Consider the following 20,319-nt stretch of genomic DNA (forward strand, 5'->3'; position numbering starts at 1 on the left):
AACTCTTCAGTTCAAACCTGTTACTGTTTTTCGGTTTCGTTAGAAACCGGTCGCTCACTCAAAATCACTGACGAAAGTTTCGATCGAGTTTCTCAACCCTAACGAACCTTCCTCAATTACTTCTGCGTGAGACTCGATTACTTTCGCTATATCGGCGACCCGAAGATCACCGTGCGTCGCCATCGAGCACCCACACTTATCGGCTGTTGATTTTTAAAGAACATTCGCGAGAAGCGCCTTGCTTTCACCGCGTTGCTGCGTCAGCAGCAGAGAAACGAGATTATGAAGAACCTTTTTCGTTTCGTCAACCGGTTTTTTTAGCATCGCCTGAAAAACCTTGCTGACTCACGACCGCGCCGTTTCTGCCGCGGCCCCGCTCCGCTGCGCCCAACCACTGCGCTACCGAACGAGGACGCGAATCTTAGGCCATCCCGCGCCCCGTGACAAGGGTGTGACGCAAAGATTTTTCAAACCATCACTTCTTCGCTGCGCCAACCACTGCTTGCAATGAGATCGCGTCCGCCATCGCCGTGTAGCCGGCGTCGCTTGGATGGATCTGGTCGCCGCTGTCGAACGTCCGGCGCAGGCGGGTCGGATCGGCGGGATCGCGCAGCGCTGCGTCGAAATCGACGACGCCGTCGAAGGCATGGCCTGTCCGGATCCATTGATTGATCTCTGTCCGGATCGCCTCGCGCTGCGGTGGCAACGCCGCAGGCGTCAGGGTCGCGCCATAGATCTTTACGCCGCGAGCATGCGCCGCCGCAATCACGCGCTTGTATCCGCTGATCAGACTATCCGCCGTCACCTGCGTGTGCGGCGCATCGCAATCCAGTCCGGCGCGCGTCGGCATGGCAGCGAAATTGATGTCGTTAATGCCGATCAGCAGGATCACTGTCTTCACGCCCGGCTGCGCCAGCACGTCCCGTCCGAATCTCGACGCGAGCGCGTCGCCGTAGCAAGGCGAATCCGATAGCAGCCGGTTTCCGCTGATGCCGAGATTGACCACGCCAATCGACCTGTCGCCGCTTTGCCCGACCCGTCGCGCCAGCGCATCCGGCCAGCGGCGATTCTGGTTCAGGCTCGAGCGCATGCCGTCGGTGATGGAGTCGCCGATCGCCGCCACCGTCGCCGACGAACTCGCCTCAACCTGCAAACCCGTTATCCATGCGAATTGCGTGAACCGCTGCCGGTAAGCGTCGGCGGAAGCATCGCCAGCATGATTGCCCGGTGACGACACATAGTTAACCTGATTCGAGACGCGATGCCACGCCGCCAGCTCCTGCTCGCGCCCCATATAACTGCTCACGGCGTACGGCGCGCCCGCGGAAACCTGCATGTGTACGGGATCGCTATCGATCTCACCACCCGCCGGCACGCTCACTCCCGCTTTTCCGCCGAACGTCACCCGCGCCTCGGTTCCCGGCTGCGCGGCCGCGCTCGCGCCTGTGGCTGAACGCGCGATCCGCAGATCCTCGATAACGAGCGGCGACTTCCCGTACGCATTACTTATATGGAGACGCACGACCTCACCCGACAGCGTCGGATACACAATCTGACGAACCGTGCGCCCCGCGACTTCAGGCGTCCGGTACAGCGGAGGCGGATTGGAGATTTGCGGAATCGGCTGAAGTGCGGTCGCCCAGGCCGTTACCCACGGCGATGAGCTTTCCGCAGCGAACGCAGGAACCGACAACAGACTGATAGAAGACAAAACCGCGCCACACGCGACGGCGAGAGAACGAGTGGTCATTGCGACTGATCGGTAAAAGGACGGTGGAAAAAGGTTGAGAACCGAAGCCGCCCATTGTGCACGATTGCATAGTGCAAACCCCTACCAATCCATCTCGAAAAATTTATTAACCGACCGGACGGTTGGTTTATACTGCCGGACACACACTACTCATGACGAGAGCGTTCGACATGTACACGCAATCCCTCGACATTCCAGGCAACGTCGCCCCGCTCGACGCAGCTGCCGGTTCACCCGATCAAGCCCGTTTCGATGCAGTCATGGAAGCAGACGGCAAGATCGAGGCACAAGACTGGATGCCTGACGCGTATCGCAAGACGCTGGTGCGTCAGATCTCCCAGCACGCGCACTCCGAAATCGTCGGCATGCTGCCGGAAGGAAACTGGATCACGCGCGCGCCGAGCCTCAAGCGCAAGGCGATCCTGCTGGCGAAGGTGCAAGACGAAGGCGGTCACGGTCTCTATCTGTATAGCGCGGCCGAAACGCTCGGCGTCACGCGCGACCAGATGATCGACGCGCTGCATTCGGGCAAGGCGAAGTACTCGAGCATCTTCAATTACCCGACGCCGACCTGGGCGGACGTGGGCGTGATCGGCTGGCTGGTCGACGGCGCGGCGATCATGAACCAGATTCCGCTGTGCCGGTGCACGTACGGTCCGTACGCACGCGCGATGATCCGGATCTGCAAGGAAGAGTCGTTCCATCAGCGCCAGGGCTTCGACGCATTGCTCGCGATGATGAAAGGCACCGACGCCCAGCGCGAACTCGTCCAGCAGGCGGTGAACCGCTGGTGGTATCCCGTGCTGATGATGTTCGGCCCGAGCGACAAGGATTCCGTGCACAGCAACCAGTCGGCGAAGTGGGGCATCAAACGCATCACGAACGACGACCTGCGTCAGAAATTCGTCGATGCAACCGTCGAACAGGCCAAGGTGCTCGGCGTGACGTTGCCCGACGAAAACCTCAAGTGGAACGAGGCACGCGGCCACTACGACTACAGCGCCCTCGATTGGGATGAATTCTGGCGCGGCGTCACCGGCGACGGCCCGTGCAACAAGGAACGCCTCGCCACCCGCGTGAAAGCACACAACGACGGCGCCTGGGTCCGCGAAGCCGCCCTCGCCCATGCCGAAAAACAGCGCCAGCGCGCGCAGCAACACGCCGCCTGAGCGGCATCCCCGAATCTGGAAGGACGGAAGGAGATAGCGATGAACAAGGAATGGCCGATCTGGGAAGTCTTCGTGCGCAGCAAGCAGGGACTCGATCACAAGCATTGCGGTAGCCTGCACGCGTCGGACGCGTCGATGGCGCTGCGCATGGCGCGCGATGTCTACACGCGCCGCCAGGAAGGCGTGAGCATCTGGGTGGTGCCGTCGTCGGCGATCACGGCCTCGGCGCCGGAAGACAAGGCAGAACTGTTCGAACCGGCTGGCGACAAGATCTATCGCCACCCGACGTTCTATCAGCTGCCCGACGAAGTCAACCACATGTAAGCGCGCGTCATGACTACCACGCCCCAACATCTCGCCTACGTGCTGCGACTCGCCGATACCGCGCTGATCCTCGGTCAGCGCAATGCCGAATGGTGCGGTCACGGCCCGATTCTCGAAGAAGACATCGCGCTGTCGAACATGAGCCTCGATCTGATCGGTCAGGCGCGTTTGCTGTACGGCCACGCCGCTGATCTCGAAAAGACGCTGACGGGCACAAGCCGCACGGAAGACGACTACGCGTTTTTCCGCGCCGAGCGCGAGTTCGCGAACTACACGCTGTCGGAACTGCCGCATGTCGGGCCGCTCGCCGGCACAGCGAAGACGGACAAGGATTACGCCGTCACGATCGTGCGTAATTTCCTGTACTCGACGCTGATGCTGCATGTCTGGTCGGCGCTGACGGGTTCGTCGGACGAGCAACTCGCTGCAATCGCCGCCAAGTCGATCAAGGAAACGCAATACCACGTTCACCACTCGCGTGAATGGCTGGTGCGTTTCGGCGACGGCACGGAGGAATCGCATCGCCGCGCGCAGGCTGCACTGGATTATCTGATCCCGTACACCCGCGAGTTCTTCAGCGCCGACGCGACGGAAGACGCCATCGCGGCCGCCGGCATCGGTCCGAAGACATCGGAACTGGAAGCGCTGTGGCTCGAAGACGTGCGCGCCGCGCTCGACGAAGCGACCCTCACGCTGCCCGAACCCGTCAAGCACGTCACTACAGGCAAGCACGGCGAGCATTCGGAGCACATGGGCTTCCTGCTCGCCGAAATGCAGAGCCTCGCGCGCCAGCATCCGGGCGCAAGCTGGTAATCCGTCGGTTCAACAGGTGAATTCCACGATGACTTCGACCGCTCAAACCGCCACCGCCGTATCGAACCACGCGCTTGCTCAGGCGTGGGCCGTGCTCGAGGCAGTGCCCGATCCGGAAATCCCCGTCGTGTCGATCCGCGAGCTGGGCATTCTGCGCGACGTGCGCCATGCTGCCGACGGCGCGCTCGAAGTCGTCATTACGCCGACGTACTCGGGTTGCCCGGCTATGTCGCAGATTGCGGAAGACATCGGCCTTGCGCTCGACGCGGCCGGTTTTGGCCCGCATCGCGTCGAAACCGTGCTCGCGCCCGCGTGGACCACCGACTGGATCACCGACGACGCCCGCGAAAAACTGCGCGCCTACGGCATTGCGCCGCCGACGGGCAACTGCGGTAGCGGCGAGCAACAAGCCGGATCGAAAGAGAAAGTGATCCGCTTCGTGCCGCGCTCGCTGCCCGCGCCCGCCTGCCCGCGCTGCGGCTCGAAACACACGGAACGCCTCGCGCAATTCGGCTCGACTGCCTGCAAGGCGCTGTACCGCTGCATCGACTGCCGCGAACCCTTCGACTACTTCAAACCGTACTGATATGGCCACCCCGCAATTTCATCCGCTGCGCATCCGGGAAGTGCGGCCCGAAACCGCCGACGCGGTTTCCGTCGCCTTCGAAGTCCCCGTCGAACTGCGCGAGCAGTATCGCTTCACGCAGGGCCAGTTCGTCACGCTGAAGACGCATATCGACGGTGAGGAAACCCGCCGTTCGTATTCGATCTGCGTCGGCGTCACCGATTATGACCGCGACGGCGAACTGCGCATCGGCATCAAGCGCGTGCGCGGCGGCCGTTTCTCGAATTTCGCGTTCGATACGCTGCAACCCGGCCACACCATCGAAGTCATGACGCCGGATGGCCGCTTCTTCACGCACCTGAACGCTGACCACGGCAAGCAATATGTCGCCTTCTCGGGCGGCTCGGGCATCACGCCTGTGCTGGCGATCGTCAAGTCGACGCTCGAACTCGAACCGCGCAGCACCTTCACGCTGATCTACGGCAACCGCAGCGTCGACCAGATCATGTTCGCGGAAGAACTCGAAGATCTGAAGAACCGCTTCATGAACCGCTTCGTGCTGTATCACGTGCTGTCGGACGATATCCAGGACGTCGAGCTGTTCAACGGCGTGCTCGATCAGGCGAAATGCGCGTCGTTCCTCGAAACGCTGGTGCCGGCGGATTCAATCGACGAAGCGTTCATCTGCGGCCCTGCGCCGATGATGGATGCAGCCGAGGCCGCGCTGAAGGCCGCCGACGTGCCGCAAGCGCAAGTGCACGTCGAGCGTTTCGGCACACCGCTGCCGCAGGCAGGCGTACCCATCGCCGAAATCACCGACGACACGCCGACAGCCGATCTCGAAATCGTGCTCGACGGCAAAAAGCGCAAGCTGCGTCTGCCGTATCAGGGCTTGAGCGTGCTCGACGTCGGCCTGCGTGCCGGGTTGGCGCTGCCGTATGCGTGCAAGGGCGGCGTCTGCTGCACTTGTCGCGCGAAGGTGATCGAAGGCGAAGTGAAGATGGAAAAGAACTACACGCTGGAAGAACACGAAATCCGCGACGGCTTCGTGTTGACCTGCCAGTGTCATCCCATCAGCGACAAGGTCGTGGTCAGTTACGACGAACGTTGAGGTTCGCCGGGCGCGCGGCCCGAGCTGGTTATATCCGCGCGCCGTGCACCGACTGTGCGCATGGTCGCTTTCGGCACGCACGCGATCCGCTTACACTAGGGGCCGCCCGTCACAGGAGTGTCACTCCTTCGGCGAGCGGCCTTTTGGTTTTGTCCGTGACCGGACTGAACCACGCCTTGAAGTGCCATCGAGCGGCGCCGGAACCGCCACATCAAAAGGACCATGAGCACGATTCACATCACCAATGGCGATGTTGCTGCCGATTCCCTGCGCACGGCGCTCCGCGATGCGCGCCGCAGCGACACTGTGCTGGCGCTGCGCGACGATCTGGCCGTCGGGCCATTAACTGGCGTGGATGACGCGCCGTCCGGGCGCGCCGCGTTCTGGCAAAGCGTGGCTGGCGACGCGACGCGTGATTTCGTCGCCGGATTCGATGCACAGGCGCGCGAACTGAATGCCGTCATCGACGGTACGGAACACGTGGTCGTGTGGCACGGCCAGAGCGCCGCCGATCAACTGACGCTGCGGCGCGTCTGCTTCCATCTGCGAGAAATGCCGCAGCGGCTCAACGAAGTGCGGCTGTCCATCGACGATCTCACAGACGATGCCAGCGCACCGCTGCGCCGTCCCGATCAGGCGACTTCCGTCGGCATGTTCGCACCTGAGCTGCTGCGAAAGCGACTGCCTTCCGCCGCGCCGATCTCGGTGCTGCGTATCGGCAGGCTCGCGCTCGAATGGCAGGAAGTGAAACAGGCCAACGCCGAACTGCGTCGCTGGCGCGACAACACTTTCACGAGCGCCACATTCGCCGAACTGGACGGACGGATCCTCGAACACGCCGTTGACGGCTGGCAACCCGCAGGACGCGTCGCGGCTCACTTGATGGCCGCCGATAACGGCTTGCTGGTCAGCGACAGCCTCGTGCTGTGGCGCCTGCGCGAGCTTGCCGCCAGCGGCGTCGTGCAGTTGCGCGGCGACATGCAGAATTGGCGCTCGCAGGAAATGAACGTCACGCACGCCACCCTTTCTCCCGTTTAAGACCAATCACAACAATCATGGCCCGTACACGAGCCCCAGACCACGAGAGCCAGCGCGACCAGATCCTGGAACTGGCCGCCGCGAAATTCGCCCAGACGAGTTATCCGAGTACGTCGATGGCCGACCTGGCCGCGGCGAGCGGCACCTCGAAAGCGCGTCTCTATCACTATTACGAGAGCAAGGAAGCGATTCTCTTCGACCTGCTCGACCGCTACACGAAACGGCTGATGCTGATCATCGCCGAGGTGGAAGGCGCGAGCCAGCGGCGCGGGCTGACCGAACGTGAAACGTTCGCCGAACTGATCCGCGAGTTTCTGTCCGAGTACGAGACTTCGCACAGCCGGCATGTCGCGCTGCTGAACGACGTCAAATATCTGGTCGAGTCGCAGCGCGAGATCGTGTTGAACCGGCAGCGCGACGTGGTCGCCGCGTTCGCGCGTCAACTGGAACGCGCTTATCCGGACCGCGTGTCGCGCGATAACCAGACTGCGCTCACGATGATGGTGTTCGGGATGATCAACTGGACTTTCACGTGGCTGAAACCGGGTGGGAAGATGGGTTATCGCGAGTTCGCGGAACAGGTGGTCGCGATGGTGGACCATGGTCTGGCCAACGGTACGCTGCCCAGTTAACGCCCGTCTCGAACGCTGTCACGCGCGATAGCGATGCTGTATCACAGCAATTACCATGCCGCCGTTGCGACAAGGCGACGCAGCGGTCGCGCACGATCATTCGCAAATTTATTCATTAAAAACAATAAGATAAATAATTGCGCGCATAATTTTAGACTGCACGCTCGGCACGTTTCAGGGTTTTCCCTAGGGAGAATTCGGGTTTTCCATTAGAATGCTTATTGCGGCGCGTCATGCCGCTTAGCTATAGGAGAACCCACCATGAAACTGCAAACTGTCCGCGCCGCCGAGCCGATCGCTGTCGATCGCCTGCTGAACGTCGCCGGCCGCGCGCCGGTTCTGGTCCGGGAACTCGGCGAGAAAGACCGCGAGCGCCTGCTCAACCACTTCCTCCAACTCGACGAAGACGATCGCCTGCTGCGCTTCGGTCAGGTCACGCCGGATCACGTCATCGAAAACTACGTTCGCACGCTGGATTTCGGCCGCGACACCGTGTTTGGCGTGTTCGACCGTCAGCTGCGACTGGTCGGCGTCGGTCATCTGGCCTATCTGCCCGTCGATGGCGACACGCGTACGGCTGAGTTCGGCGTGTCGGTGTCGGAAAGCGTGCGCGGTCAGGGCATCGGCACGCGCCTGTTCGAGCGCGCTGCGATCCGCAGCCGCAACACGCACGTCACCACGCTGTACATCCACTGCCTGTCGCGCAACACGACGATGATGCATATCGCCAAGAAGGCCGGCATGAAGATCGAATATGCGTACGGCGAAGCCGATGCATATCTGACGCTCGCACCGGCAGATCAGAACAGCATCATCTCGGAAATGCTGCAGGAACAGGCCGCCGTGTTCGACTATGTGCTCAAGCGCCAGGCGCGCAACACGTCGAAGCTGATCGAGTCGTTTATCCCGACGGCGATCGCGGCGTAAGACTCAGCGCCAAAGAACATCAAAGGGCGGCTCGCAATCGAGCCGCCCTTTTCTTTTGCTCGCCGCATTTGCTCACCACTTCCGCCGCTCAGAGCGGCAACGCGGTCGTCTCCTTGAATTTCTCCAGCGAGAAACTCGACTTCACGTCGATCACCGACGGATGTCTCAGCAACTGGTCCTGCACGAAGCGCGAAAAATGCGCCATATCGCGTACCTGCACGCGCAGCAGATAATCCATGTCGCCCGTCATCGCGTAGCACGCCACCACTTCCGGCCAGCCCTGCACTGCCACGCGGAACAGCTCCGAGTGCGTCGCGCCAGCACGGCCCGGCGTGCCGTCGGCACGTGCACTCAGCGCGGGACCGCCGCGCTTTTCGAGCCGCACGTTCACGTAAGCGAGCAGATCGAGACCGAGCATTTGCGAATCGAGCAGCGCAACATAGCCGCGAATCACGCCGATTTCCTCCAGCCGCCGGATGCGCCGCAGACATGGACTCGGCGACAGATTCACCCGCTCGGCGATCTCCTGATTGGACAAACGGCCATTCTCCTGAAGGATTGCCAGGATGCGCCGGTCGATCGCGTCTATCTCAATTTCAGCCATGTTCTGCTATCCGATTCAGTTTGAGTGGCAGAAAATAGCCGAAGCCTAGTATCGAGCGATTAAATTCGCAAGTTTTCTTCCCAAACCAGCAACTACACTGTTCTTCATCGGGTCGCGCACAGCGCGCCGCACACCGGATCTAAGGAGACAGACATGAAGGTTTCAACCTGGGAAAATCCCGTCGGCACGGACGGCTTCGAATTCATCGAATACACCGCGCCGGATCCCGTCGCGCTCGGCAAACTGTTCGAGCAGATGGGCTTCACGGCAATTGCGAAGCATCGTCACAAGGATGTGACGTTGTATCGCCAGGGCGAGATCAACTTCATCGTCAACGGTGAGCCAGATTCGTTCGCGCAGCGCTTTGCACGTCTGCACGGCCCGTCGATCTGCGCCATCGCGTTTCGCGTGCAGGACGCCGCGAAGGCCTATCAGCGTGCGCTCGAACTCGGCGCGTGGGGCTTCGACAACAAGACCGGCCCGATGGAACTGAACATTCCCGCCATCAAGGGGATCGGCGACTCGCTGATCTATTTCGTCGACCGCTGGCGCGGCAAGAACGGCGCAACGCCGAACAGCATCGGCGATATTGGCATTTATGACGTCGACTTCGAGCCGATTCCGGGCGCGAACCCGAACCCTGTCGGCAACGGCCTCACCTATATCGATCACCTGACGCACAACGTCCATCGCGGCCGCATGCAGGAATGGGCCGAGTTCTACGAGCGCCTGTTCAACTTCCGCGAAGTGCGCTATTTCGATATCGAAGGCAAGGTAACGGGCGTCAAGTCGAAGGCGATGACGTCGCCGTGCGGCAAGATCCGCATTCCGATCAACGAAGAAGGATCGGAAACGGCAGGACAAATCCAGGAATATCTCGACGCGTATCGCGGCGAAGGCATCCAGCATATCGCGCTGGGTTCGGACGATATCTATCGGACCGTCGATGGTCTGCGCGCGTCGAACATCTCGCTGCTCGACACCATCGACACGTATTACGAACTGGTCGACCGCCGCGTGCCGAACCACGGCGAACCGCTCGACGAACTGCGCAAGCGCAAGATCCTGATCGACGGCGAGCAGGACGACCTGCTGCTGCAGATTTTCACCGAGAACCAGATCGGGCCGATCTTCTTCGAGATCATCCAGCGCAAGGGCAATCAGGGATTCGGCGAAGGTAACTTCAAGGCGTTGTTCGAATCGATCGAACTGGATCAGATTCGACGCGGTGTCGTGCAGGACAAAGCCTAAGCAATGCTCTAACGGCTAGAGGCAAATAAGAAAAGGCGAGGAATCATCCGATTCCTCGCCTTTTGCATTTCCGAACCGGCTCAGCCGGCTCTCATGTATTCACACGCCGCGGATCATCCGCTCGAGCGGGTCAGCCACGCTGCTCCGTGTCTTCGGATTTGCGGCGTTGGTCTACAGCCGCGGTCGTCGCCGCAGCCTGGGTCGTGCGTGTGACGGCATTCGCGAGCGCATTGGCGCTATTGGCGCGGATCGGGCCGCTCATCGCGAAGAATGCTGCCGAGACCATCAGGAAGGTCTGGATGTGTTTCGTGTTCATGCGTACTCCTTTTTCGACTGCACAGCGAAGCTCCACTGCATGTGGAACGTTGCGATTCGTGCAAGTAGGCGAGTTTAGACCGCCATTTCAAGGTCAGTTCCACACGTTGCAAGCTTTTACACCTCGTAACAGCGACACACGAAATAGTTCGCGCGAAGTCACAGACATAACATTTTCGTTCGTGATCCATCCCGCATTGTGGTGTTTTCAGCGATAGGCGGCGGGTTTTCACCAGTGCTAGTATCGAAAAAAAGCCGTCAACATGGCGACCCCGGCCGAAGCATTCACAAGATGCCGAGGCCAAGCAGGTTTTGGTGATCCCAAACTGGGTGGAGGAGTACACATAATGAATGCCCCGCTAGACGCCGGTCAGCGAGCCTCGCTCGAAGCCGCGCTAACGTCCGTCACGCTCGACGACAAATACACGCTTGAACGCGGCCGCGCGTACATGAGCGGCATCCAGGCGCTGGTCCGCCTGCCGATGCTGCAACAGGAACGCGACCGGGCCGCCGGGCTCAATACAGCCGGGTTCATCTCCGGCTATCGTGGATCGCCGCTCGGCGGTCTCGACCTGTCGCTGTGGAAGGCGAAGAAGCATCTCGCCGCGCACCAGGTCGTGTTCCAGCCAGGCGTCAACGAAGACCTCGCCGCCACCGCCGTGTGGGGCTCGCAGCAGGTCAATCTCTATCCCAGCGCCAAATACGACGGCGTGTTTTCGATGTGGTACGGCAAGGGTCCGGGTGTCGACCGTTCCGGCGACGTGTTCAAGCACGGCAACTCGGCGGGTTCGTCGCGTCACGGCGGCGTCCTCGTGCTGGCCGGTGACGATCACGCCGCCAAGTCATCGACGCTCGCTCATCAGTCCGAACACCTGTTCAAGGCGTGCGGCCTGCCCGTGCTGTTCCCGTCGAACGTGCAGGAATATCTCGACTTCGGTCTGCACGGCTGGGCGATGTCGCGATACTCCGGCCTGTGGGTCGCGATGAAGTGCGTCACCGACGTGGTCGAATCGTCGGCTTCTGTCGATATCGATCCGCACCGCACGCAGATCATCCTTCCCGACGACTTCGCGATGCCCGAAGGCGGGCTGAACATTCGCTGGCCCGATCCGCCGCTCGTGCAGGAAGCGCGTCTGCTCGACTACAAGTGGTACGCCGCGCTCGCCTATGTGCGCGCGAACAAGCTCGATCGCATCGAAATCGATTCACCGCATGCACGCTTCGGCATCATGACGGGCGGCAAGGCGTATCTCGATGTACGCCAGGCGCTGACCGACCTCGGTCTCGACGACGAAACCTGCTCGCGCATCGGCATCCGTCTATATAAGGTGGGCTGCGTGTGGCCGCTCGAAGCGCAAGGCGCACACGGTTTCGCGCGTGGTCTCGAAGAGATTCTGGTGGTCGAAGAGAAGCGCCAGATTCTCGAATACGCGATCAAGGAAGAACTGTATAACTGGCCGGATGCGCAGCGTCCGCGCGTGTTCGGCAAATTCGACGAGAAGGACGGTGCAGGCGGCGAATGGTCGGTGCCTATGGGCAACTGGCTGCTGCCCGCGCACTATGAGCTGTCGCCGGCGCTGATCGCGAAGGCGATCGCCACGCGTCTCGACAAGTTCGATTTGCCGTCCGACGTGCGTGCACGTATCGCCACGCGCATCGCGGTGATCGAAGCGAAGGAAAAAGCGCTCGCGCGCCCGCGTGTTCATGCTGAACGCAAGCCGTGGTTCTGCTCGGGTTGCCCGCACAACACATCGACCAACGTGCCCGAAGGCTCGCGCGCGATGGCGGGCATCGGCTGCCATTACATGACCGTGTGGATGGACCGCAGCACCAGCACGTTCAGCCAGATGGGCGGCGAAGGGGTTGCGTGGGTCGGCCAGGCGCCGTTCACGAACGACAAGCACGTGTTCGCCAATCTCGGCGATGGCACCTACTTCCATTCCGGCCTGCTCGCGATTCGCGCGGCAATCGCGTCGAAGGCGAACATCACGTACAAGATTCTGTACAACGACGCTGTCGCGATGACGGGCGGCCAGCCTGTCGACGGCGTGCTGACCGTGCCGCAGATCACGCATCAGCTCGCCGCCGAAGGCGCGAAGAAAATCGTGATCGTCACGGATGAGCCGGAGAAGTACAACGCGAATGTCGGCCTCGCGCCGGGCATCGACATTCATCATCGCGACAAGCTCGACGATGTGCAGCGCGAACTGCGCGAGATCGAAGGCACGACCATTCTGATCTACGACCAGACCTGCGCGACCGAGAAGCGCCGCCGCCGCAAACGCGGCGCGTATCCCGATCCGGCGAAACGCGTGGTGATCAACGAAGCGGTCTGCGAAGGTTGCGGCGACTGCTCGGTGCAATCGAATTGTCTGTCCGTCGAACCGCTCGAAACCGAGTACGGCACGAAGCGGCAGATCAACCAGTCGACCTGCAACAAGGATTACTCGTGCCTGAAGGGTTTCTGCCCGAGCTTCGTAACGGTTGAAGGCGGACAGTTGCGCAAGCCGAAGGCGTCGGGCGTTGCAAGCGACGCGATGCCGGCTGTTCCCGATCCTGAAGTCCCCGCGATCACCCGGCCGTACGGCGTGCTGGTGACGGGCGTGGGCGGCACGGGCGTCGTGACGATCGGCGCGTTGCTCGGCATGGCGGCGCACCTTGAAAGCAAGGGCGTCACGGTGCTCGACGTCACGGGTCTCGCGCAAAAAGGCGGCGCCGTGATGAGCCACGTGCAGATCGCGAACCAGCCCGCCGACATCCATGCGACGCGTATCGCCATGGGCGACGCGAGTCTCGTGATCGGCTGCGATTCGCTCGTGACGGCCAGCGACGAATGCGTGTCGCGGATGCAGACGGGCAGAACGCACGTCGTGCTGAACAGCGCGCCGACGCCGACGGCCGAGTTCATCAAGAACCCGAACTGGCGCTTCCCCGGCGCCAACGCCGATGCCGATGTGCGTGCCGCCGCGGGCGACGAGTGCGTCGCGACCGTCGATGCCAATCACTTCGCGGTTGCCCTGCTCGGCGATGCGATCTACACGAATCCGTTCGTGCTCGGCTATGCGTGGCAAAAAGGCTGGCTGCCGCTCACGCACGAATCGCTGACGCGCGCGATCGAGTTGAACGCGGTGCAGGTCGAGAAGAATCGCGCGGCCTTCGAATGGGGCCGCCGCGCCGCGCACGATCTGGCTGCTGTGCGCAAGCTCGCGAACATTCAGGACCGTATCGACGATGGCAACACGGCGACCGCCGCAAGCAGCAAGATCGTGTCGCTGCACACGCCGAAGGCGCTCGATACGCTCATCGACAAGCGCGCGCAGTATCTGGCCGCTTATCAGAATGAAGCGTACGCGACGCGTTATCGCAAGCTCGTCGAAGAAGTGCGCGCCGCCGAATCGAAGCTCGATGCGGTTGATAGTCAGATGCTGTTGACGGAAGCCGTCGTGAAGAATCTGCACAAGCTGATGGCGTACAAGGACGAGTACGAAGTGGCGCGGCTGTACTCGGACCCGGCCTTTGTCGAGAAGCTGAAGGCGAATTTCGAAGGCGACTGGAAGCTCAAGTTCCATCTTGCGCCGCCGGCTACGTCAGCGAAGGACGCGCAGGGGCATCTGGTGAAGAAGCAGTACGGCCCGTGGATGCTCAACGCCATGCACGTGCTCGCGAAGATGAAATTCCTGCGCGGCACTGCGCTCGATGTGTTCGGCAAGACGGAAGAGCGTCGCACGGAACGGGCGCTGATCGGCGAGTATGAGACGCTGGTTCGTGAGTTGATCGGCGGATTGACGGCTGAGAAGCGTGCGCTGGCCGTCGAGCTTGCCAATCTGCCGGATGGCATTCGCGGCTATGGCCACGTGAAGGAGAACAACCTGAAGGGCGTGCGGGCGAAGTGGGTGACGCTGCTGGCGAAGTGGCGCGCGCCGTCGGGCGGTGTGGAGCGGCACGTGGCGTGACGCAGCCTTTCATTTACGTTCTGGCGGTTGAATGGAGCTGTTCCGCTATGCCGCCCGAGTGCTGACCTGGTTGTTTAAAAACCCCTGCCTTTCGATGAATCGCAGGGGTTTTTCATGTTTCTGTTCCGCAGGGAGCAGACGACGCTCTGGCATGGGCGAAACAGCAATGAACGAGAAATTGATGAATTTCGAAAAATTTCCGCACAATACGGATCCAGTTGATATATTTCGAATCGGATTAACAGATTTCGAGTCCTTGCATGGCAGCGATCGGCTATGAACATCTCATCAGACGTTTTTCCCTGAACGTTCTTCCGCTAAAGGCGCCAGCAATCACGAGTGGCTCCGTCAATCGCCGCGTCGACGCGCCCAATCAGATACTGTTCCCGAAAAGCGTCGCCTTTGAGGATTCTCCCGTCGGACACCTTGAATTCGCGTTACGACACGAAGGAGTCAACCTCGAAGTTATCGATGCGGCCTTTGAACACATCTCACCGGACGAACTCGTCGACGCGCTGACCGCCGCGCCCAATCGGGCGACTGTCCGCCGAGCCTGCTTTCTCTGGGAATGGCTAACAGGTCAGTCGCTTTCAGTTGCCACGACGCTGAACGCGGGCTATGTCGATCTGTTCCCGCAGGACATCTATGTCACCGCGACAAAGCCGACAAATAACCAGAAATTTCGGGTTCGCAACAACGCGTTAGGCAACGCAGACTTTTGCCCCATTGTCCGCTGCGGTGAAGTAACCGGGTCGCCCAGTCTCGCCGACCTGATGGAACAAGCGAAACGCACCCTCGAAGCGCTTGCAGATCCCGTTCTCTACGAACGGGCGGTCAACTACCTGTATCTGTCCGAGACCCGGAGTAGCTACGCGATTGAACGCGAGACACTGAGCTCCGACAAGCAGGAACGATTTGTCCAGTTGCTTCGCCGCGTCGGCGAGTCGACTGCAGTCAACGAAGACTGGCTGGTCAGTTTGCAGAATGCGATTGTGCGCGACGTCTTCAGCCAGGAGGCCTCGTACAGAACCACTCAAAACTGGCTTGAAGATGCTGCGGGCCGTGTCACCTTTTTTCCGCCGCCGCCGGAAGATCTGCGTCGCGCGATGGCTGGATGGGAAACATTCGTGAACGACGCCAGCCGATGCGACGATACTCTGGTGAAGGCGGCGTGCGCTGCATTCGGTTTTGTGTACCTTCACCCGTTCCTTGATGGAAATGGCCGACTGCACCGCTTTCTCATCCAGCATGTCCTTGCGCCGTCGTCACCGCTTAAGGGCGGCGCACTGGTGCCGGTCTCGGCGGTAATTCTGAAGAATATCCCCGAGTATCTCAGTGTGTTGAGCGACTTCTCCCGTCCGGTCACACAACTTTGGCAATATCAACGCGGCGACGTCACACCCGTAGTTGTCCACTCGCCGGGCGCCCGTGCATATCGGTTCATTGACGCGACGGCGGAGGTGGCCTTTCTCTACCGGATGATTCGACTGGCGGTCGAAGATGAAATCCCGCGAGAACTAGCGTGGTTAGGCGGCTACGAAAAGGCGTTCGCGCTGCTCGATGCAGAGCTTGATGTTCCCAACAAGGATTTGTCGGCGCTCATCCGAATGACGCACTCGAATAGCGGAGTTTTGTCGGAACACCGGCGCAAACAATACAACCACATACCTAAGCATGTGCTTGATCGCATCGAACAGGTCGTTCGAGAGGTATTCAACCCGCAAGGCCATGCCGACTCTGAGTCAGGAAATAGTGTCCAAAGGTAACCCGATTTCGATTCAGCAGCGAAATTTGAACAAAAAGTGAGCCGATTTCGAAAGCGCTATGCCGATTTCGAGGTGCGTGGCTCTTTCTGACTGGTTTTCGATTGTGCCCGACGAATCCGCAACCACCAGACAAAAAAGAGCCTCCGACGTAATCGCCAGAGGCTCTTTGACAAACCAAAAAAGGCGCTTCAACTGTCGAAGCTGGCGACAAGTGCTACGCAGCCTGTTCTCACCGCCTCAGCACACGAAACTCACTTCGCCGCGTTGCGCTCCACATTGGCATTCGCCGACGCCACCGCCGTCATGTTAATGATCCGACGCACCGTCGCAGCCGGCGTCAGAATGTGCACCGGCTTCGCCGCGCCCAGCAGGAACGGACCGACCGTCACGCCTTCGCCGCCGATCATCTTCAGCAGGTTGTACGTGATGTTCGCCGCTTCGACGTTCGGCATGATCAGCAGGTTCGCTTCGCCCGCGAGCGTCGTGCCGGGGAAAGCTGCCTTGCGCACCGCCTCGGACAACGCCGCGTCGCCGTGCATTTCACCGTCCACTTCGAGTTGCGGTGCACGCTCCGCGATCAGCTTGCGTGCTGCAGCCATGCGAGCCGACGAGGACGACGGCACGCTGCCGAAGTTCGAATTCGACAGCAGCGCGACCTTCGGCACGATGCCGAACTTCTCGATTTCGCGCGCGGCGAGAATCGTCATCTCGGCGAGTTGCTCGGCCGTCGGCACTTCGTTCACGTAGGTGTCGCTGATGAACAGGTTGCGGCCCGGCAGCATCAGCAGGTTCATCGCGGCGAAGTTATCGACGCTTGCCGCCTTGCCCAGCACCTGTTCGACGAACTTCAGATGCTCGTGATACGTGTCGATCAGACCGCAGATCATGCCGTCGGCGTCGCCGAGATGCACGAGGATTGCGCCGATCAGCGTGTTGAACTTGCGCATCGCAGCCTTCGCGACTTCCGGCGTGACGCCTTCGCGCGCGCCGATCTCGTGATACGCCTGCCAGCTCTTCTGATAACGCGGATCGTCTTCCGGATTGACGATCTCGACGTCTTCGCCGCACTTGAGCTTCGAACCCATCTTCTTCAGACGCATCTCGATCACGCTCGGACGGCCGACCAGAATCGGCTTGGCGATCTTTTCGAGCAGCACGAATTGCGCGGCGCGCAGCACGCGCTCGTCTTCACCTTCCGCGAACACGATGCGCGCCGGTTGCGCCTTCGCCGCCGCGAACACGGGACGCATGACCATGCCCGTGCGATAGACGGTTGCACCGAGTTGCTCGCGGTACGCGTCCATGTCCTGAATCGGACGCGTGGCGACGCCCGAATCCATCGCAGCCTGCGCAACAGCCGGCGCGATCTTGATGATCAGACGCGGATCGAAAGGCTTCGGAATCAGGTAGTCCGGGCCGAATTCCAGCGAGTGGCCTTCGTAGGCTTTCGCGACTTCATCGCCCTGATCGGTTTCTTCCGCGAGTTCAGCGATCGCACGCACGCACGCGAGCTTCATTTCTTCCGTGATCGTCGTCGCGCCGACATCCAGCGCGCCGCGGAAGATGAACGGGAAGCACAGCACGTTGTTGACCTGGTTCGGATAGTCCGAACGGCCCGTCGCGACGATACAGTCCGGGCGTACCTTCTTCGCTTCTTCCGGGCGGATTTCCGGTTCCGGGTTGGCCAGCGCGAGGATCAGCGGCTTGTCGGCCATGGTCGCGACCATTTCCGGCTTCAGCACGCCCGCGCTCGAGCAGCCGAGGAACACGTCGCAGCCGTGCATCGCGTCGCCGAGCGTGCGCGCGTCGGTGCTCGCCTGATAGCGCTCTTTCGACGCATCCAGATTGCCGCGCCCTTCGTAAATCACGCCTTTCGAGTCGATCACCAGCGTGTTCGACTTTTTCAGGCCCAGGTGGACGAGCAGATCCAGACACGCAATCGCCGCTGCACCCGCACCCGAGCACACCAGCTTCACTTCTTCGAGCTTCTTGCCGACCACTTTCAGGCCGTTGAGAATTGCCGCCGACGCGATGATCGCCGTACCGTGCTGATCGTCGTGGAAAACGGGAATCTTCATGCGCTCGCGCAGCTTCTTCTCGATGTAGAAGCATTCGGGCGCCTTGATGTCTTCGAGATTGATGCCGCCGAGCGTCGGCTCCAGCATCGCGATCGCTTCGACCAGCTTGTCGGGATCGGACTCGCTCAACTCGATATCGAACACGTCGATGCCGGCGAACTTCTTGAACAGACAACCCTTGCCTTCCATCACCGGTTTGGCGGCGAGCGGCCCGATGTTGCCGAGGCCCAGCACGGCCGTGCCATTCGTGATCACGCCGACGAGGTTGCCGCGCGACGTGTACTTCTGCGCGTCGAGCGGTTCGTCGAAGATCGCCATACACGCGGCGGCGACGCCCGGCGAATACGCCAGCGACAGGTCGAGCTGGTTCGAAAGCGGCTTGGTCGGCGTGACCGAAATCTTGCCGGGCCGGGGATTCTGGTGGTATGCGAGAGCGCTTTGCTTCAGTTGTTCGTCCATTTTCTAACCTGCGAGACGTTGATAATTGGGCCCGGCTCAATGTCACGTGCTGCGCTGGCCAATGTCGACGGGATGCTCGACGGCGGCGATTCTCGCGTGCGCCGGTTAGGCGCGGCGTCAAACCTCAGCGGAAAGCGGGCGGCGCTGAGCTTTTTCGGGTCGATCAGTGTACACCCCGGATGTGGCATTTCGGGACAGGTTTTGTACCGGATGGATAAGCCGGAGCCGCGCCAGTGCTTGCTGCAGCGCGACATGAAAGCACTTCCACTTCACCCAACTATGTGTGCCCGCAAGGCCTTATTCGAGCGCTGCGCCGCGGCGTTCCGGGATCAGGAAAAGCGTGGCGAGAATATCGAGAATATAGATGGATGCGAGCGCACCGAGCGCCGCCGCGAACGAGAATTGCGCCGCCAGCGCACCGACCGCAACCGGTCCGAAACCGCCCACCGCGCGACCGATGTTGAACAGCACGTTTTGGGCGGTAGCGCGCGCATCGGTTGGATACAGCTCGGAGATCAGCGCGCCATAACCGCCGATCATCCCGTTCACGAACATGCCCATCACCGCGCCGCCGATCAGCAGCGCGTACGGTGTGCTCAATTCCGAATAGACGAACACCATCACCACCGCACCCGCCTGATAGAAGAGAAACGCGGGCTTGCGGCCGAAGCGGTCGGCGGCGACGCCGAACAGCCAGATGCCGGCCGCCATGCCGAGCACCGTGACCGCTGTCCACAGGCCCGAGCGCGTCAGCGAGTAGCCGAAGGTTTTCGACAGATACGTCGGCAGCCAGATCATCAGCCCGTAGTAGCCGAAGTTCTGCACCGAGCAGAGAATCGCCACTCCGAGGCTTGCGCGAGTCGTGCGGGCATCGGCGACCAGCAGTTTAAGTGGTAGCTTGCGCATGCCGCGCGCGACGCGCTCGGTGAATAAAGCGGGCTCCTCGACGCGCCGTCGCCCGAAAAACGATGCGCCGGCAGGCAACAACCCGATCGCGCACATCCCGCGCCAGCCGATCACAGGCAGCAACAATGGCGTAAGCAGCGCCGCCGCCAGCACGCCAAGTTGCCAGCCCAGCCCGACATACGACGACGCCCGCGCCCGCAGCGCCGCCGGCCACGCCTCGGCGACGAGCGCCATGCCGATGCCGAACTCGCCGCCAAGGCCGATACCCGCGATGGTCCGGTACACGAGCAGATCGCCGTAGCCTTGCGCCAACGCACACAGGCCGGTGAAGATCGCGAAGATCAGAATGGTCCACGTGAGCATGCGTACGCGGCCGAAATAGTCGCTCAACAGGCCGAAAATCAGACCGCCAGCCACCGCGCCGACCAGCGTCCATGTGACCAGTGAGCCAGCTTGCGTCGATGAAAGGTGCAGATCGGCCGCGATCGCGGGAAGCATGAAGCCGAGTATCAGCAGGTCGAAGCCGTCCATCGCGTAACCGAGCACCGACGCGAGCAGCGCTCGCGCTGCATAGCCGGGACGGTGCTCCGGCGCGGTCTGGACGGAAGAAGGAGCGGTATTCATGAGCAGTAACCTGATACGGACGCGAACCGAAGCC

General features: G+C 61.2%; 16 protein-coding genes. 11 read left to right on the forward strand and 5 right to left on the reverse strand.

The genetic code is table 11. The features are described from left to right. Nucleotides 1-475 precede the first annotated feature (475 nt). Nucleotides 476-1,750 (reverse strand): SGNH/GDSL hydrolase family protein, encoded by a 1,275-nt coding sequence (locus DK391_RS22565; protein ID WP_109480208.1) that lies wholly within the window; start codon nt 1,748-1,750, stop codon nt 476-478. A 170-nt stretch (nt 1,751-1,920) separates the two neighbouring features. On the opposite strand from DK391_RS22565, the gene paaA reads away from it, so the two are divergent. The 8 genes from paaA to DK391_RS22605 all read left to right on the forward strand — a co-directional run bounded on the left by paaA (nt 1,921) and on the right by DK391_RS22605 (nt 8,329). Next, a complete protein-coding gene (gene paaA / locus DK391_RS22570; RefSeq protein WP_109480209.1) occupies nt 1,921-2,919 on the forward strand; it encodes a 1,2-phenylacetyl-CoA epoxidase subunit PaaA in 999 nt (332 codons plus the stop codon). A gap of 39 nt (nt 2,920-2,958) precedes the next feature. After that, a complete protein-coding gene (gene paaB, locus DK391_RS22575; RefSeq protein ID WP_109480210.1) occupies nt 2,959-3,243 on the forward strand; it encodes a 1,2-phenylacetyl-CoA epoxidase subunit PaaB in 285 nt (94 codons plus the stop codon). A gap of 9 nt (nt 3,244-3,252) precedes the next feature. After that, entirely contained in the window at nt 3,253-4,056 is an 804-nt protein-coding gene (gene paaC, locus DK391_RS22580; protein WP_109480211.1) for a 1,2-phenylacetyl-CoA epoxidase subunit PaaC, read from the forward strand. Nucleotides 4,057-4,084: 28 nt separating this feature from the next. Then, complete coding sequence (paaD, locus tag DK391_RS22585; protein WP_109480212.1) at nt 4,085-4,642, forward strand: 1,2-phenylacetyl-CoA epoxidase subunit PaaD; 558 nt, start codon at nt 4,085-4,087, stop codon at nt 4,640-4,642. Nucleotide 4,643: 1 nt separating this feature from the next. Then, complete coding sequence (gene paaE, locus DK391_RS22590) at nt 4,644-5,732, forward strand: 1,2-phenylacetyl-CoA epoxidase subunit PaaE (RefSeq protein WP_109480213.1); 1,089 nt, start codon at nt 4,644-4,646, stop codon at nt 5,730-5,732. Nucleotides 5,733-5,954: 222 nt separating this feature from the next. Continuing rightward, on the forward strand, nt 5,955-6,770 hold the full coding sequence (locus DK391_RS22595) for a DUF1835 domain-containing protein (protein ID WP_109480214.1): 816 nt from the start codon (nt 5,955-5,957) through the stop codon (nt 6,768-6,770). Nucleotides 6,771-6,787: 17 nt separating this feature from the next. Next, nucleotides 6,788-7,402: a TetR/AcrR family transcriptional regulator gene (locus DK391_RS22600; RefSeq protein WP_109480215.1), complete on the forward strand. Its 615-nt coding sequence runs from the start codon at nt 6,788-6,790 to the stop codon at nt 7,400-7,402. Between the two features lie 261 nt (nt 7,403-7,663). Then, the gene (locus DK391_RS22605; protein ID WP_109480216.1) at nt 7,664-8,329 is read left to right on the forward strand and encodes a GNAT family protein; all 666 of its coding nucleotides are present in this window, start codon (nt 7,664-7,666) and stop codon (nt 8,327-8,329) included. Nucleotides 8,330-8,417: 88 nt separating this feature from the next. Here DK391_RS22605 and DK391_RS22610 read toward each other — a convergent pair whose 3' ends face one another. Next, nucleotides 8,418-8,933: an Lrp/AsnC family transcriptional regulator gene (locus DK391_RS22610; RefSeq protein WP_109480217.1), complete on the reverse strand. Its 516-nt coding sequence runs from the start codon at nt 8,931-8,933 to the stop codon at nt 8,418-8,420. Between the two features lie 153 nt (nt 8,934-9,086). On the opposite strand from DK391_RS22610, the gene hppD reads away from it, so the two are divergent. Then, complete coding sequence (gene hppD / locus DK391_RS22615; RefSeq protein WP_109480218.1) at nt 9,087-10,184, forward strand: 4-hydroxyphenylpyruvate dioxygenase; 1,098 nt, start codon at nt 9,087-9,089, stop codon at nt 10,182-10,184. 130 nt (nt 10,185-10,314) lie between these two features. Here the strand turns inward: hppD and DK391_RS22620 are convergent, their stop codons facing one another. Then, nucleotides 10,315-10,500 carry a hypothetical protein gene (locus DK391_RS22620; RefSeq protein ID WP_109480219.1) on the reverse strand — a complete coding sequence of 62 codons (186 nt, stop codon included), beginning with the start codon at nt 10,498-10,500 and terminating at the stop codon, nt 10,315-10,317. A 346-nt stretch (nt 10,501-10,846) separates the two neighbouring features. On the opposite strand from DK391_RS22620, the gene DK391_RS22625 reads away from it, so the two are divergent. Both DK391_RS22625 and DK391_RS22630 read left to right on the forward strand, forming a co-directional pair. Continuing rightward, nucleotides 10,847-14,452 (forward strand): indolepyruvate ferredoxin oxidoreductase family protein, encoded by a 3,606-nt coding sequence (locus tag DK391_RS22625; protein WP_109480220.1) that lies wholly within the window; start codon nt 10,847-10,849, stop codon nt 14,450-14,452. Between the two features lie 260 nt (nt 14,453-14,712). Continuing rightward, the gene (locus DK391_RS22630; RefSeq protein ID WP_109480221.1) at nt 14,713-16,218 is read left to right on the forward strand and encodes a Fic family protein; all 1,506 of its coding nucleotides are present in this window, start codon (nt 14,713-14,715) and stop codon (nt 16,216-16,218) included. Nucleotides 16,219-16,469: 251 nt separating this feature from the next. Here DK391_RS22630 and DK391_RS22635 read toward each other — a convergent pair whose 3' ends face one another. Then, complete coding sequence (locus tag DK391_RS22635; RefSeq protein ID WP_109480222.1) at nt 16,470-18,755, reverse strand: NADP-dependent malic enzyme; 2,286 nt, start codon at nt 18,753-18,755, stop codon at nt 16,470-16,472. A gap of 297 nt (nt 18,756-19,052) precedes the next feature. After that, complete coding sequence (locus DK391_RS22640; RefSeq protein ID WP_109480223.1) at nt 19,053-20,285, reverse strand: MFS transporter; 1,233 nt, start codon at nt 20,283-20,285, stop codon at nt 19,053-19,055. Between the last annotated feature and the right edge of the window lie 34 nt (nt 20,286-20,319).

This window comes from Paraburkholderia sp. C35 (genome assembly GCF_003121405.1).
In the GTDB taxonomy this organism is placed as follows: Bacteria; Pseudomonadota; Gammaproteobacteria; order Burkholderiales; family Burkholderiaceae; genus Paraburkholderia.

Bases quoted from the DNA above. Each gene is read 5' to 3' on its own strand.
- DK391_RS22610 (WP_109480217.1), bottom strand. From the start codon at position 8,933: ATGGCTGAAATTGAGATAGACGCGATCGACCGGCGCATCCTGGCAATC.
- paaD (WP_109480212.1), top strand. From the start codon at position 4,085: ATGACTTCGACCGCTCAAACCGCCACCGCCGTATCGAACCACGCGCTT.
- DK391_RS22625 (WP_109480220.1), top strand. From the start codon at position 10,847: ATGAATGCCCCGCTAGACGCCGGTCAGCGAGCCTCGCTCGAAGCCGCG.
- hppD (WP_109480218.1), top strand. From the start codon at position 9,087: ATGAAGGTTTCAACCTGGGAAAATCCCGTCGGCACGGACGGCTTCGAA.
- paaB (WP_109480210.1), top strand. From the start codon at position 2,959: ATGAACAAGGAATGGCCGATCTGGGAAGTCTTCGTGCGCAGCAAGCAG.
- DK391_RS22605 (WP_109480216.1), top strand. From the start codon at position 7,664: ATGAAACTGCAAACTGTCCGCGCCGCCGAGCCGATCGCTGTCGATCGC.
- DK391_RS22640 (WP_109480223.1), bottom strand. From the start codon at position 20,285: ATGAATACCGCTCCTTCTTCCGTCCAGACCGCGCCGGAGCACCGTCCC.
- DK391_RS22565 (WP_109480208.1), bottom strand. From the start codon at position 1,750: ATGACCACTCGTTCTCTCGCCGTCGCGTGTGGCGCGGTTTTGTCTTCT.
- paaA (WP_109480209.1), top strand. From the start codon at position 1,921: ATGTACACGCAATCCCTCGACATTCCAGGCAACGTCGCCCCGCTCGAC.
- DK391_RS22600 (WP_109480215.1), top strand. From the start codon at position 6,788: ATGGCCCGTACACGAGCCCCAGACCACGAGAGCCAGCGCGACCAGATC.
- DK391_RS22630 (WP_109480221.1), top strand. From the start codon at position 14,713: ATGGCAGCGATCGGCTATGAACATCTCATCAGACGTTTTTCCCTGAAC.
- paaE (WP_109480213.1), top strand. From the start codon at position 4,644: ATGGCCACCCCGCAATTTCATCCGCTGCGCATCCGGGAAGTGCGGCCC.
- DK391_RS22635 (WP_109480222.1), bottom strand. From the start codon at position 18,755: ATGGACGAACAACTGAAGCAAAGCGCTCTCGCATACCACCAGAATCCC.
- paaC (WP_109480211.1), top strand. From the start codon at position 3,253: ATGACTACCACGCCCCAACATCTCGCCTACGTGCTGCGACTCGCCGAT.
- DK391_RS22620 (WP_109480219.1), bottom strand. From the start codon at position 10,500: ATGAACACGAAACACATCCAGACCTTCCTGATGGTCTCGGCAGCATTC.
- DK391_RS22595 (WP_109480214.1), top strand. From the start codon at position 5,955: ATGAGCACGATTCACATCACCAATGGCGATGTTGCTGCCGATTCCCTG.